General features: G+C 61.9%; 5 protein-coding genes. All 5 read right to left on the reverse strand.

The window, feature by feature from the left end; translation table 11 throughout:
- Window positions 1-7 precede the first annotated feature (7 nt).
- The 5 genes from GY937_07550 to GY937_07570 are packed head-to-tail and all read right to left on the reverse strand — an operon-like array spanning window position 8 to window position 15,537.
- Window positions 8-1,060: a hypothetical protein gene (locus GY937_07550; GenBank protein MCP5056570.1), complete on the reverse strand. Its 1,053-nt coding sequence runs from the start codon at window positions 1,058-1,060 to the stop codon at window positions 8-10.
- Entirely contained in the window at window positions 1,057-5,100 is a 4,044-nt protein-coding gene (locus tag GY937_07555) for an N-6 DNA methylase (GenBank protein MCP5056571.1), read from the reverse strand. Before GY937_07555 ends, GY937_07550 begins: the two co-directional genes overlap by 4 nt.
- A complete protein-coding gene (locus GY937_07560; protein MCP5056572.1) occupies window positions 5,097-7,949 on the reverse strand; it encodes a DEAD/DEAH box helicase in 2,853 nt (950 codons plus the stop codon). Before GY937_07560 ends, GY937_07555 begins: the two co-directional genes overlap by 4 nt.
- Entirely contained in the window at window positions 7,946-10,024 is a 2,079-nt protein-coding gene (locus tag GY937_07565; GenBank protein ID MCP5056573.1) for an AAA family ATPase, read from the reverse strand. Before GY937_07565 ends, GY937_07560 begins: the two co-directional genes overlap by 4 nt.
- Window positions 10,025-10,026: 2 nt before the next feature.
- The gene (locus tag GY937_07570) at window positions 10,027-15,537 is read right to left on the reverse strand and encodes a DEAD/DEAH box helicase (protein MCP5056574.1); all 5,511 of its coding nucleotides are present in this window, start codon (window positions 15,535-15,537) and stop codon (window positions 10,027-10,029) included.
- Window positions 15,538-15,718 lie beyond the last annotated feature (181 nt).

Genomic DNA, 15,718 nt, shown 5'->3' on the forward strand with positions numbered 1-15,718 from the left:
CGTCAAGTCAATCCGATACCGCTTCTTCGACATACGGGCCCCATGAATCGGCCCGCGACACGGCGAGAACCGATTGGCTGCGGGGGACGCAGTGCTTAGCATGACAACACTTCCGCCTTTGGTCGATACAAGGGACTAGCACCTCGCTCATCCGATCGAGGGTGCGCATGCACGCCAGCACCGAGGCGATGGCGTGGTCGTGCGACACGTGTTCGGAGGTGTAGGAAAAGCTCCCAAAGGCCTCGTCGGGGGCGAAGGCGACAAACTGCTCGGGGTCGAGCCCCTTCTCCATGGCCAGGTCGAAGAGCTGTCGATAGGGGAAGAGGAATCCATCCTCGAAGCCGGGCCGGATGGAGTGCTCGACGTTCCGCTCCCAGAGCACACCACGGAGCGGCGCCTGCTCAATCGGCGTCGTGTACTCGTACTCCACGTGCTCGCCCACGGAGCGCACGAGGCCCACGCCGACGATCACGCGGGCACTCGACGAGGAGAGCGGGGTGTCCTTGGCATAGAAAAAGCACAGGGACTCCTCGGGCCGCACGGCGCCGAAGAAGGTGTCGAGCATGACGAGCTGGTTCGCCCGCTCCTGGACCCAAGCCGTCCCCTTCTTGAAGCTCAGCTCAGGCTCTCTATCGTCCTGGAACCCAAGCTGGTAGCAGCCTGCGAGTTCAGCAGAGTTCTCCTTGAGCATCCAGCGAAAAGGAATGCAGGCCGCGCTGAAGGGCTGCGTCGTCCAATGCGTCGGTGCAAAGTGACCATGCGAATCCACGCTGCTCTTCACGTAGGGATGACGCTTGGTGAGCGTAAGTGGAACGGGGGCCATGAATCCGGCGCGTTCTTCCACACACGGCGGGAGCTTGTTCGAAGCGAGCTCAGCGAACGCGCATCCGGCGATCTCATTCTCCGAGGTGTCGTCCTTGGACTGGGCGATGCGGGTCAGCGAGCGGCAGGCGGTATTCCTTCCCGGGTTCGCGCACACGGCCCCGCTCCAGCCGCTGTCGTGCCACGGCACCCGGATGGAGAGGTGCTCGGTCGGGAGACGGCGTGACCCGGCGATCATGCTTCGGCACCTACCCGATCGATGCGAGTGTCCTCCGGGTGGGCAACGTTCGGATCAGCGGGGGGCGGGTCTAGAATCGTCTGATACGAATCGTCCGATTCGATAGCCACCCGCATCCTGTCATATATCTCAAGGATCTGAAGCTTGGTGCGGTAATCGCCGTGAGCAGTTTCATCCTTCTTCTTTACAATGAGAAAGCTCTCCATGATGTGATCGACGTCGTCACGTTCGATGCCATAGAGGTGAAAGAAGGCAGCGTCCAGCTCACAGGAGAGCAAGAAGCGGCGAGCTTCATTCCAGCGGAACGGCGGACCGCTGTAACCGCAATCCTGCGCGAACGATTCAAGGTCCCAGGCGGTGTAACAGAGCTCAAGTACGCGTTGACAGATCCAAGTGCCCCAATCGATCGAGTCAAACTCAGGTTCAACGCAAAGAGTACTGGGCGAAATTGTCGGAAGCTGGCGAATCGTAAATGGCGTAAGGTTCACGCCACCGAGTTTGCATCGAACTGTATAGTCGCAGACGTAACTGCTCCAGCACGCCAACAACCCGGCAGCAGAAACACCGGAGGGTACTCCGTTCGACGGTTCGATTAGCGCCACATATATACTGTGACCAACACCATACAACGGAGTCAGAACCGGAATGAGGGTCCGGTGATTCGTAGGACTGGTGACCTGCTTCCAACCTATCAACCATCTCTTGTCCCAAGCTGAAGAAATCGCCTTATCGACCTCCTCCGCACGCACCCAGTAGCGCGGAGCTGCAACTAGATCGCAACGTTCGTGTTCCGCCGCCGATAGCTGCGAAGGCTGCCCTTGCCGAATCGCCGCAGTCTTACTGATCACCACTCCAGCAGCACGGTGATCAAAGAAGCCCGTCATCTTTGCTTCGATCAGCGGGAGCCAGCCCTGAAGACTGCCTTCATTGTGACCGTACTCTCTGAGTGGAATAGTATTTCCGGCCGTTTCAGCATCACGAAACAGTTTGGAATCGTGGGACATGTTGAACAAACCCGGCTTACTCTTGAAATTCCAGGATTCCGCTGACGGATTCGCTTCGCTATCAAAGGCGCCGAGCAGTCGGTGTGTAGCCAGGCTGATCCGTGCATCCCTAACGTCTCTAAAGGTCGGGCACGTGCGAGTGTTTGGATTGAGTAGTGCGATGTCCTCCGCACTGAGGCGAAAGCGGCGCTCGGTGTCATCCAAGTCTTCCACAGACTGAGCGAAGAACACGAACTCAGCGCCGTCTGCCACAGGCCGTTCCGAGCCAGTCATTGTCAGAAGGCAGAACTTCATCCGACTATCAACATCCGGGAATAGCTTCTGACGGTTCTCGAAGTCGAACACACTAACCAGCCGCCCTTCGTCTACTAACTCCTGAAAGAACGCTTTCGTGCTGTCGTCGGTCACAATGCCCGAAGGCAAGACAAGTCCTGCTCTACCCGATGGTCCCAAAATGGATTTGGTCCGTTCCGCGAACAGTCCGTAGGTATTCATGCGGCCGCAACCCGTATTAGGAAAACTCCCCGAAACATTCGAGATGTGGCGGGTCCCATCAACCTCCGCTTTGGCCCTTTGAAAATCCTGAAACAGAGCAGCATCCTCGGCTTTTAGCTTCTCAATCAATTTCTTGCGTTGGGCGCCGGATCGAGCGTTCGCAATTTCCGGGGCGGATGACGCAAAGAACTCCTGCTCACGAAATTGAATTTGGTCCCATGGCGGGTTTCCAATTACGAGGTCGAAGCCCCCTACCCATCCACTAGTGTCGGATCCGGATCCGGCCGCGGTCGGCTCACCGAATACTTGAGGAAAGGCCAAGTGCCAATGAAGGAAGCCGTACTGTCGCGCTAGCGCGCGAACTGTCGACCGTGTCACGCGAGGTGCCGCGGAGGTATCCTGCAAGATCTTCAGCCACAGGTCCTGCGTTGGCGCTCCGTTCTCCAGGTCGCCCGGTTGTTTGGGCCAGACGAAAGCCGCGCACCAGACATCGGCTCGAAAGAGGCTCTCCCTGTATTCGGACGATTGCGCCAGGTGATCCCAGAGTCGCTTTTTTTGTCGAACTCCTTCGATGTCTTCGTCTGCCGCCGCCTCGACCTGCGCGACTCGTGAAGCCACCAACCCGTACGCTGCAGTCGGGTCACCAGCGAAACCTCCAAAAAGAGTGGCCTGTCCGGAACGCTCATCTCGATTTCGCTTCGTGAGTCGTTTCGCGACGTCCTTGTCGTCTCCCTCCATTGGCTTGAAGGCCTCGTCAGGAATCTCGCCGGCCACTAGCGCTGGCGTCGCGCCCAGAAGGGCGTTGCCGCACTGAATGTGGGAATCGAGGAAGGACAGCGGCTTGCCCGGCTCGATTGCCTCCATCCATAGACTGACTTTGCAAAGCTCGACGGCCATTGGATTCAGATCGACGCCATGAACGCAACGCCCCACCACGTCGCGCAGTGCATTCTGTACTTGTACCGGGCTGGCTTCATCGTCTCCGGACCGCACCGAAGCGAGTCGTTTAGCTATGCGCCGCGCTGCGGCCACCAAGAAGTGCCCGGATCCGCATGCGGGATCGCACACCTTGAGTTGAAGTACCGCCGCTTCTGGGTCCGACTTTCTGCATGCTTCATCAAGGATCGGGCTGAGTGAGGAGTCGAGAAGGCAGTCCACCAGCGAAGTCGGTGTGTAGTAGCTGCCGGTCGTCTTGCGCTCGTGACCAGCAGCAGTGTCCAGTTCGAACGTCGCGCCTTCCTTGTTCATCCTTGGGTGAAGCTCTAGAAGCCCCTCATAGATACTTCCCAGCTCATCCGCGCCCACGTTGCGCCAGTTGACCGGATAGCGAATCTTTCCATCCTGAATGTGCGAGAGAAGCCGCACGGCCCTCAACACATGTTCATTCGCGCACTCCGCATACATCAGCCACGGACAGGCTTCCTCCCCCCACAACATGCTTCCCAGCGCCGGAAGCCCCAGCTCCGGATAACCGTCATCAAGTTTCTCCATCACCAAAGCGATGCCCCGCCACAGATCGCCATGGGCGCTGCCGCGACGCTTGTCGGCGAGATCGCGGATTCGCCGCGTGGCGTAGTAGCGGCGGTAACGCTCTCGAGCCTCTTCCGTCGCGTTCGGGTCGAGTAGCGCATCGCGCTCCTCCGCCACGAAGAGGAAGATGAGCCGGTAGACGAGGCGGAGGATCTGGCGGTAGTACTCCTGGCTGTCGAGCTCGCCCGACTCGAGGGCCGCCTTGAGACGCGTATTCGCCTTGTGGGCGAGAAAGCCCGTGCCGAAGGCTTCGATGGCCTTCTCCACCCCGTCGCGCAACTTGTCGAGGGCGCGCACGCCCTCGACGCGCGAGATGTTCACCCAGGTCTCGAGCCAGCACTCCTCGGGCTTGTCCGCTTCGACCCGGCTCTGGTGGCAGACGAGCCACAGCAGCAGAAACTCGCTGTACTGCTCACCATCCATGATGGCCTGCAGGTCGAACTCCACGTAGGCCTGGCGCGTGAGGCTGTGGTGGTCGCGCAGGACGCGCAGCTGGTAGCCATTGGTGACGAAGCCCCAGAGATGGGCGTCCGAACGGTTCAGGAAGTCCTGCACCAGGCCGTGCGGGGAAGACGTGGCGGCGCCAGCCACACCCTTCTGCCGCGTGTCGAGGTCGACGCGGCTGCCGAGCAGATGGATCGGCGAGTGGTGCCAGGTGTGGGAGACGGCGTAGCTCTTGCCTTCGACCTCGGTGGCGGTGCCCTTGGGCAGCCGGCCGTAACCGAGGATCTCGAAGAGGGGCAGCAGCCAGCGGTCGCGGGTGAGACCGATGGCGGGGGCGTCTTCGGGCTCTTTGGCGAGGGCTTCCTGGAACGCGTGCCAGGAGGAGACGAGGCGGCTCCACGCCTGGTTAGCGGCTTCGCCGATGCGCTCGTGGGCGCCCAGGTGATAGGTCTCGGCCTTCGTGCCTTCCAGCTCGGGGTCGCCGGACTGGATGCGGGCGAGGATGTCCTGAGGGAGGAGGCCGCCTTCGGTCTTGACCGAGCTGAACTGGTGGTTGCCGCGGCTCACGCTTCACCCCCTGCGTTCTGGACGGGGAGGTAGACGTAGGCACCGAGGATGTCGGCGGGGGTGTGGACGTCGACCTTCAGGGCTCGGACGCCGCTCTTCGTGGCTTTGCGGACGCGCCGGTGGGCGTCGAGCAGCGCGTCACCCCTCTCGGTGGCGACCTGATCGAGGTAGGGGAGCAGGGGATCGAGCCGGTCGATGATTCGGGCGGTGGCATCCCGCGCCTGATCGGGGCCGATGTTCGCCGTGGCCTCGGCTTCGAGAAGCGGCTCGAGCTCTTCGGGCGGGAGCCACTCTGCCTTGTCGGGGCTGCCGGTGAAGCCTACGAGCGCGAGGTCTTCTGCAAGGAGCGGGCGCTCCTTGCCGTCTCGGCCCTGGTTGACGATGTGGAAGCGCAGGCGGAGGAGGAGGAGGGTCGTGCGGCGTGCGACCGCGGCAGTGCGCACGACACCGCAGCGTTTGCCGGGGCCGTCCAAGTTGGTGTCGAGGGCCGTCTCGACGACATAGGAGGCGATGCCCTCGACGGCGGGATGAGTCCGGCTGAGGAGCTCCACCCCCTTCTGCGGCTGGCCGGAGAAGACGACGCTGATCTCGTCCTCTCGGCCGATGGCGTCCCTCAGGGCACGGGGTGTCTCGCCCAGCTTGACTTCGAGGGGGGCGCCATCGGACGCCACCGCTCCAAGTGATTGCAGCGCAACCCGTGTGAAGCGTTCGACGTCCGCCTCGCCACCGATGGCCCGGCGCACCTCGTCGAGCTCCGTGCGGACCTCGTTGTTGACGGCGGCGAGAAGTTGGTTCTGGGCGAAGAGCGTGCGGCTCTTCTTCTCGCGCTCGACGGCGGCATCCCATTGCACATCCACTGGCTTGTGAATGGGCTCCAGGAAGTCGAAGTTGATCTGCTGGGAGGTGTCGTGCTCGCGAAGGAGCAGGCCTTCCAGGATGGCGTCCTCGATGACGCGGGTGTCCATCGGCACGGGCACCGTGACCCCGAGCTGCTTGTGGATGGCCTTGTGTTTGCGAAGAAGCACTTGCAGCACGACGCCATCCACCGGGTTGTCGTGTCCGTAGAAGGTCAGCGTGCGCACCCTCTTCTTGGGCTGGCCGTAGCGATCGACTCGGCCTTCGCGCTGCTCGTGGCGCGTCGGGTTCCATGCCAAGTCGTAGTGCATGACGGCATCGAAACCCTGCTGGAGGTTGATGCCTTCGCTCAAGCAGTCCGTGCAGACGAGCACGCGCTTCTCGTTCTCGCCGAGTGCTTCGACCCTGCGGATACGTTCATCGGGGACGAGCTTGCCGGTGATGGCTTCGACCACAACGCCCTTCTTGTCGAGCTTCTTTCGCAAGTAGTCGGCTACGTACCCCACAGTCGGGATGAAGCGACAGAACAGAATCGGAGCGTGACCGTCTTCGAGAAACTTCTCGACCAGCTCCAGGGCCTTGGCGAGCTTCGCATCGTCCTTCACGGCGAGAGCGTCCGCCTGGCTGGCCAGCTGCTGGAGCCGCCGGTGGGCGACTTTGTCCTCGTCGCCCGTATCGCTCCCCGCGACGACATCCATCCCCTCGGAGCTCTCGTCGTCCTGATCGAGGACCGCGCGCCTTCCTTCTTCGTCCACCTGATCAGCGGTCTCACCCTGAGTGGCGCCAGAGCGGTTCCGCAAGGTGGCGGCCGCGGCAGCGGGGCTAGAGGAGATCGCTCTCAGCAGGGCGAGGGCAGACCACCAGCGAACCCGTTGACGGCGCTTGTCGATGGTCTCGTCGAGGACGGTCTCGCGGCAGTAGGCCAGCACTTTGTCGAGGAACGCGCGGTACTTCGGGTTCAGCGAATAGTGGTCTTCCGCAATCTCGCGTTCGGGAAACGGTGTGGTCGAATCGAGATAGGCCTTGAGGTCGCTCCGACGCCGCTGCACGAAGTACTTGGCGAGCAGCTCGCGGTTGCGGCGGTTCTTGTCTCCGGAGAGGTCCTCCGGGAGGTCCAGGAGTTTTCGATCGAGCAGCGACAGCAGCGAACGAAACGCTTCGTCCTTCCCACTGTGAGGTGTCGCGGTCACCAGCACCAGGTGCCGTGCGGCACCTTCCTCCTTCATGGGTTCGACCAAGGCCTGAAGCAGCTCGTGCCGCTTCTGGCTACCGCTCGTGCCGATCGCGGCCGTGCATGTGTGCGCCTCATCCACGATAACGAACTCGGGGCACGTACGAAGGAACTCGTGGCGGCGCCGATCACTCTTGATGTAGTCGGTCGATACGACCGTGAACGGGTAGCGCTCGAAGAGGGACTCATCCTGCCGGCAGTCGCGCTCCAGCCGAGCGGCCGTGCCGGAGAGCACGAGCGCGGTATCGATATGGAACTGCTCGTTGAGCGCTTGCTGCCACTGCTCGGCCAGATGGGGTGGGCAGAGCACAGTGAGGCGACGAACTTCCCCGCGATCGATCAGTTCTCTGGCGATCAGGCAGGCTTCGACGGTCTTGCCGATTCCGACGTCGTCGGCAATCAGCATCCGGATCGGGTCGAGCTTGAGCGCCATCAAGAGCGGAACGAGCTGATAGGGGCGGGGCTCTACGGCAATCCGTGCCAGGGAGCGGAAGGGACCCGCGCCGGAGCGGAAGCCCAGGCGAACTGCGTCGCGCAGGAGGCCGCATGAGAGCTGGTTTCCCATGTCGGCAGCCGGGTCCGGCAGAGGGAACTCGGCCGACTTCACATCGTCGGCCTCGAGCGGCAGGTAGATGCCCGTGATCTCATCTTCGGTCCCGCCAAGGGGCCTGAGAATGAGCATGCTCTCGTCCTCATTGCTCTCAGGCAAGACGACCCACTCGCGCCCTCGGACCTTGACTAGGGCACCTACATCGAAGCTCATTGCGATTCTTCCTCCCTCTTGAGCAAGGGTGCCAGGAACCGACTGGGCGTTCCGGTCCAGCTCACCGTCAGCTCGTCCCTGGCGCGAGTCATTGCCACATACAGCAGCCGGCGCTCCCGTGCCTCAGCCGCTTCGCGATCCTGTGGGTCGTCCATGCCCCGCAACACACCCGCACTGGGGACGACCGTGTCAGCACAGCCGATCACGAGGACGGCCTTGAACTCCAGTCCCTTCGCCCGGTGCATGGTCCCCAGCTGCACTGCGCCCGCGGCACCTGGTTCGTTCTCTGAGAGGAGCCGCCACGCAATCCCGGCCTCCGACAGAGAATCGCACAGCGCCTCGATGCGCTTGTTCGTCCGCGAGAAGATGCCGATCGCCTCGGGTGCGAGACCATCGCCCAGCCACCTGCGGACTTCGGCAACGCCCGCTGAAAGCTCAACCTCGTCAGATCTGTGCCCGGCCAACTGGGGCACCGGACCGCGCAGAAGGCTCCGGGTGCCGCGCCGACTTTCCCCGCCACCATCCATATCATCGGAGAGCTCTCCAAGCATACGGTCGGCCAGCCGCCGGATCTGCTCAGTCGTCCGATAGTTGATTCTTAGCACCGTCGATCGACCGCGGACCTCGATTCCGAGCGCGCTGAGGCTAAAACCTCCGGGGTAGATCCGCTGGCCCGTGTCGCCACATAGCATCAAGTTGCCCGGCTTTGCCGCGCAGAGTGCTTTGAGGAACAGCAACTCGGCTGGCTTCAGGTCCTGAACCTCATCTACGACGACAGCGCTGTAGGGGCTGCTTGCACGCCCCTCATTGAGATACTCCTCCGCTCGGCGACACAGGCCTGTCCAGTCCAGAAAGCCCCGCCCCTCGAGCGCCTCGAGGACTCCCCCGAAGACCTGCCAGAGCACCTTGCGCTCCTTGACCGGAAGGCCTCGTCCACGCCCAGTGCGCCGGGCACCACGATACTCATCCCAGGAATCGATTCCCTGGAGACGGACGACGCTGTCCCATTCCGCCTGTACAAACTTCTTCTCGTAGGCCGGTGCGTGGCGAATCCGCAGCTGGTCGAGGAGGCTGCGAATGTCGTCATCTTGAGCCGGCCGCATTCTCGGCGCGACCTGGTTCACGATTGCCAGCGCCTGCTTGTGGACGGTCGAGATGTTGATCCGTTCGAGTTCGGCCGGAGTGCAGAGCAGCCGGAGATTCCGCTCGATATTCTCGCAAAGCGTTGTGACGTAGCTGGTGAGGAGGACCTCCTCTCCTTGCTGGGTAAGGTTGCAAGCGCGATGCATTGCCACCACGGTCTTGCCAGTGCCGGCCGATCCCGAAACCTTGGCCGGCCCAGCGAAATCGCGCTCGACCAACGCGCGCTGCGAGGGGTGAAGAAACGCGATCCACCGCTCCATTGGCGCTTCGAGAGCGGCTGCCAGCCCTTCCGCATCCTCTACAAGGTAGAAGCGGCGCTGCGTGTCCGTCGCCTCAATGACCGGTCGCTCGGGGGGCAGCGGCGCCGGAGGTGTCACGAATTCGCCTGCTGCGACGTCAAACAGCCGCTCCGCGACATCCGGGGGCAATTTCTCGCATACGACCAGGAGTTGGTCGTCGTCTCGAACCTGTCGAAGGGTAGGAAGCCAGGTCTCTGGGACTCCTAGCGAGAGCAGATAGTCATCGTCGCTCGCTTCGAAGACTGGAGCCTGCTGAGGCTGGACCAGTACCTCGATGACCCGCTCGACTTCTCGAACCGTCTCGACGGATTCCACAATCTGGAGCGACCCCGTGACCGAGTGCCGGCCGACCTCACGCCGCTCGGCCCAGTCGTACGCGTCATCGTGTTTGGCTGCATGAAGAATCGCCCACGTATCTCCATCCTTGTACAGGATCGCGCGAACGCCCCTTCCCACGCGGCCCGACCAGATACCCCTGGATCGTGCCCTGTTCACACGCTCGAGCCGGAGGCTCGGATGAGCGGGGTTGGCCTGAAAGGTCCCGACAAACTCGATGACTCGTGCCTGATCGGCTGCCGGGAGCTGCGCGATCGACTGAAACAGCTGCGGAGCGATGATGACGCTAGCGGGCACGGCTACTGATCCAGAGCCGAGATGACCTTCTGGAGCAGGTCTGGCTCGTCAGGATAGACTGACTCCACGCGATGCCCCTGCGATCCGAGAGCCTGCGCGACCCGCTCTGCAGACGCCCTTGTTCCGTCTACGAGACGTAGAACACTCTCACCTCGCCTCACAGTTGCGAGATCCAGATCTACGACTCGCCCATCCTGCATGACCTCTTCGCCAGCTTCGACGGTGATTCCCGGCTCGGCTGCGAGATCACTCAAGAGCTCTCTCCACGTGGCGTCGAAGTCTTCGGGATCGAACTCGTCTGACGCGACAGGGGCCGGGATCGGCTCCGTCGCGGCGCTGGGCGTACCAAACAGGCTTGGGTAGCGGTGGATCACGCCATCCCAATCGGCCCCATGATGGAACCTCACGGCAGTCAGACCATGATCCTCAAGACGATCTTGCTGCTCAGCATCCGTGGCCTGCTGTTCAGCCGTGTCGTGGTGGGGGCCATCGACGAAGATGGCCGCGCCCTCACGCCGATAGAGGAAGTCAGGGCGAACTCCACAATCCTCGATGAGCTGCTGGGCATCACTGGGAAGCCTGAGGCCCATCCGGTCGATCGTGTGGACCCACTCTCGTTCCAACCCCGACTGGCAAAGGTTGAGCAGGCGGGCCACCTGCTTCTCCCGCGGCATTGGAGCGGGCGATGTTCGAATGCTCGCCGTCAGCCATGGGGCCAGCAGCTCAGGCAGGAGATGCCGATCGACTAGCCGGTGATCTCGCTGATTGAAGTACGAGAGCAAGCAGTCGTAGCAGGCGGCCTCACAGGTCTCCCGCGCACCCCTTGCATGGCGCTGGTCTTCACCATTGTCAGGGTCGAAATGGGCAATCTCCAGGGCCAGTCGGGCTACTGCGGGAATTGCCTTCGGATCTTCCACAAGCCGCCGCAACACCCCTGCGCCCCCCTCTGCGGACTCATAGAGAAGAATCTGCTGTCGGTCCTCAGCACTCGGCAAGGCCTCGGTCGAGAGCTCACGATCCTCGAGCTGGAACTGCACCTGGATCGCGATTTTGAGCGCCGCCTCCAGAGAAGCCATCTGTTTGGTGTCGAAGCTGCCTTCGAGTCGGACCAGGATGCAATTGCGAGTGTCTTCCACGTACGGAACGACACGCTCGGTTCGCGGCGACAGAGGATCCTCAGGATCATCGTCTGCGACCTGGCCCTTGGCCCAATAGCCCCGCTCGATGTCCAACACGTAGCCTGTTTGGTCCTTTTCCTTGCGTCGGCGCCAGCCCAGGTTCATGCGCCAGAGCGTTGCAGCGTGCCCATAGACCAAGGTCGCCAGTAGCTCGCCCTCTTCTGATACCACCTGGGCTTGCCGAGAAGAAGCGACACCACCCCGCTGTGCGAACCGCACACCGGTTTTGAGCTCATAGCCCAGACGAAGGCGCTCCTCCTCGTCGGAATTGATTCGATCTCGTCGCCTGGTTGAGACATTCTGCATCCGGAAGAGGTTGTCGTATGCCGGCGGGAGCCCGGTGTCACAATTCTCACAGAGGTCCGGCCCCGGCTCGTCCTTCAGGGGATGGATGTAACCGCAGGCTTCACACTGGATCGCGCGCCTCTTGACGCTGGCATCCTCGCCATCGATCGGCAGGATCACCTTGTTGATCACGTAGCGCGAACCCTCGTGGTAGATGATGCCCCGAGGGCCGAACTCGCTGATGGCGAGGAAGCGGGGGCGGGTCAGGAACTCGTCATTGCCCCCCTTCTGCTGCCTGCCAGGCAAAAAGGCCGACAACGGAAGCCGCGGAAAGTTGTACCCCGGAAGAAAGCCCTCGCTCGCAAAATAGCGATAGCTGTAGAAGTCCGAATGCCTCGATTCCGCCGTCTCAAGCAGAAGCCGAAGCTGGGCTTCTGCCTCGCCCCGAAGGCGCCGGGCGCTCTCTCTATCCTTCGGATCCCGCGACGGATCGAGGATGATTCGCTGTTGACGTTTCGACTGGTTGAGGGCCGAGTTGTAGAGCCCCCTCCAACGAGCGCAGGCATTGTCAAAGCTCGAAGGGATCTGGGCAAGGACCCTGTCAAGCCACTCATCCGGGTCACCGTCGGGCGACACCAGCTCTGCGATGGCCTCTCCGAGGGATGCTTGAGCTTGAACCCTCGCGAGATCGCGTGTTCGGACGTCGTTCAACGCATCAGCCAGCGCCGGAAGGATTTCGAGTGAAGGCTCGTCGCCGTTCACATCCAGCACCTCACGCAGCGAGCTACCTAGCGCGAGATTCGTGGCACCAAGCCAAATCGCGTGCACGTGGGCCCGCACCAGGTCTTCGTTTCCCAGGTCGAGCCGCGGTGTCGTGACCGAACCCCCAACCATGCTAGCCGGACGCTTGAAGAAGTACTGGTCGTGGGGGCTGCCCGCGGTGCAGTAGGAAAAAACGAACGCAGGCTGCCCGCTGCGGCCGGCTCGACCGCTCCGCTGTGCGTAGTTGGCAGGCGTCGGCGGAACATTCCGCATGTTCACCACGTTCAGCTGGGAAATGTCGACTCCGAGCTCCATCGTGGGCGAGCAATACAGGATCGGGAGATTCGCGGTTCGGAACTCGCTTTCCCGTCGCTCTCGCACATCACCCGGCACCTGCGCAGTGTGCTCGCGCGCATTGAGATTCTTGAGATCGTTCGTTTCACCCCTGTAGAACCCGGTAAAAAACGGGTTGGTGCGAAGGCCGCGTTTGGGTTCGCGCGGAACTCGCACGGGATCGTGGAATCCTCTGGAGCCCGTACCGGCGCGCCAGATCATCGCGGAGGCGTTGATCTGATAGCCACCGACATCTCCCTCCTCGCGGGGGTCCATCGAGCGGTGAACGAGACCAGGGATGGTGAGCTGCTCACAGAGCTGGGGGATGACCTCTGCAATGTCCTCCATCGAGAGCGGATCGTGCCAGTCTTGAAACGTCCCTTGGCGCTTGAGGTACAGACCCAGCCCTCCGCGCGGTGAGATGTAGACGAAATGATCTGTGCCCTTCCTCGAAGCTCCCTTGGCGCGCGGGAAGACAACTCTGCTCCGCTCGAGCTTTTCAAGATCGTCAAGCGCCCAGGGAGCGATCAGCCTCTGGCGAGAAAGCTGACGCGTACTCTCCTGATCGGTGGGATCGAGAAAGCTCACCCGGATCGCGAGCTCGCGTCGCATGAAATCCAACAGAACTTTGCAGACCTTCTCGCGATCCGCGGTACTTGCATGAGCCAGCACAGGATGACACGAATCCCACTCTTCCGGCGTGCCGCAGAACTCTCCGAGCGACAGGTAGTCGATATCGAGAAGGCCGCACTGTTCCAGGTTTGGCGAAGTGACGCGCCACCCGCGACGCAGATCTCGATAGAGGAAGTAGCCGAGCGCCTCTCGCAACGCGCGGTCGGTTTCTTCGCGAGCGGCGTACTTGATGCCGGGGTCAGGCGAGTAGAGGCTGAGAGGCAGGTCGAGCGCCTCGAAGACACGAAGCGTGAGCCGGTCGTGACGGACGCCATCCTCGCCGGCGAGGTCTACAGCCCGCCAGAGGGCGGAACGAAGTAGAGCGATCTCGACGAAGTCGTTGAAATGACCAGCCTGCAGAGAAGCATCCTGCCGATTGTCCGTAATGCTCAGGAGTTTTCGCGCACCAGGCTCCAACTCCCTGTCCGTGCGCAGCTGGCGGATTGCCGAGAGCGTCATCACGGTGGTTGCAGTACTTCGCCCTTCTGAGCCGAGCGTCGCGAGCTTGCCGAAGTCGGATTGTTGGTGCGCCCCATACGCCACACCGCAGTTCAGGCAGAAACGAAAGGGCGTCGGGACCCACCAAGCCACCTGATTCCCGTCACCTTCAACGGCGGTGCTCGAAAGGAACACCTTGCCAGGCAGGTTTTTTCGCTGGTTTGGCTTTACCCTGAACTCTCCACCCCTGCTCTCAAGCCAGGCGTCCGGAAGCTTGGGGATGAACTCCGCCGCGTCGTCAGGCCAGGGCGCTGCTTCACTGATGTAGAGATAGCCCGCCTCGCCATCGTCATCGTCGAGGCGATCCGAGACGGCTCTGGGTATATGGACGGTCCTACCGTCCTCGCCCTTGCCGCGACGAACCGTGTAGTACTCCTGGCCACACTCCCGGCAGAACGCGAGGGGAAGCAGAACTCTCTCGCGCGCACTGTCCGGGACAAATTGCTGGGCCTGAAGAGTGATATAGCGGGCGCCCTCGGGCTCTGGAGACGCATACACGGATTCACCCTTGGAAACAAACTGATGCAATCGAAACGCGAAGAGAGGGTGGCCGTTCTCGTTGCGCGAGGAGTAGCCCGCCAAGAGATTCTCTTGGAGGCGATCCTCGCAGACGCGTTCTTCAATGTTGGTCAGCTCTGAGAGCGACGCTGCGGCGCCTCCGTCGCCGGTGAGAGCCCGAGGTTTGGACCTCACGAGGCGGCCCGATGAAGGCTCCAGTTGGAGGCCGAGTGTGGACTCAATCCAAGACGAGAGAGGGTCAGCAAGGAAGGCGCGCGCGTCGCCGGGGGGCGGCGCGGCGCCGGACCTCAAGCGCTCGCGGAGGCGCTCCGCAAACGCCGGATCCTCGGGTTGGTGCTCTGGGGTCGAACGGCGAAGAGTTTCCCCAACAATGCACGACGTCTTGACTTGGGCCCCAAAGAGCAACGAGGCAAGCTCGGCAACCTCAGCCTGCTGGTCGGGCCAGGTGCCCTCACCCGCAAGCGTCGCGGACGTTCCGACGTGGAGTAGCTCCGGTGCGTGACACGCCTCCCGAAGCCGCCGTACCAACATCGCCACATCAGCACCCTGCCGGCCTCGGTAAGTATGAAGCTCGTCCAAGACCAGGAACTGGAGGCCTCGCGCGTGCTTGATGAGTTGATAGTCCCATGGCCGGGTCAGAACGAGCTCGAGCATCACATAGTTTGTGAGCAGGATGTCCGGGGGATTGGCGATGATCTCCTTGCGCTCGTCGTCCGTCTCTTGGCCGGTATACCTGCGAAAGGTGACGGGTGGTCTCCCCGAGGGATAACCCCGGTGCAGAAACTTCTCGAGCTCACCCATCTGGCTGTTGGCAAGCGCGTTCATCGGGTAGACGATGATGGCTTGGATCCCTTTCCCGCTTCCGCAGCGAAGGACGTGATCCACGATGGGAACGATGTAGGCCAAGCTCTTCCCTGAACCTGTCCCCGTCGTAAGCACGTAGTTGTCGCCAGCCCGTGCTGCCCGAATGCCATCAATCTGGTGCCGGTGGAGCCGATAGGGGTCGCCGACGCTTCCGTCGCTTCCCTTGTCGCGGAAGATATTGATGCACTCCGGGTGAAGTTCTCCGGCCTCGATCAACTCTTGTAGCGACTCGCCCGCTTCGAACGACGGGTTCAGCTGGATCAGTGGATCGGGCCAAAGAAAGCCATCCTCCATTTCTCTGTTCACCAGGCGATCAATGCGGTCGTCGTTGATGATGAGAAAGCTGCGTACGTATCTGCCGTAGTCGCCGATGATCTGGTTGCGGAAATTGAAGACGTCCATGTCAGGCTAGAACCGTCAATCGATTTGGGCTGTGTGAAGTGAGCTTCTCCTCGACGCTGAGAAGCTCCTGGGCGGTCGAGGCCTGGCGTCCTATTCGAGACGGCTTCCGGTTCGTTCTACCAACTTGCCCTCGCCTCCTGGTGGTCCAACGGATGTTCGCTTCCCACCGAGATGTAACCAG

It is taken from the genome of bacterium (assembly GCA_024228115.1).
GTDB lineage: Bacteria > Myxococcota_A > UBA9160 > UBA9160 > UBA6930.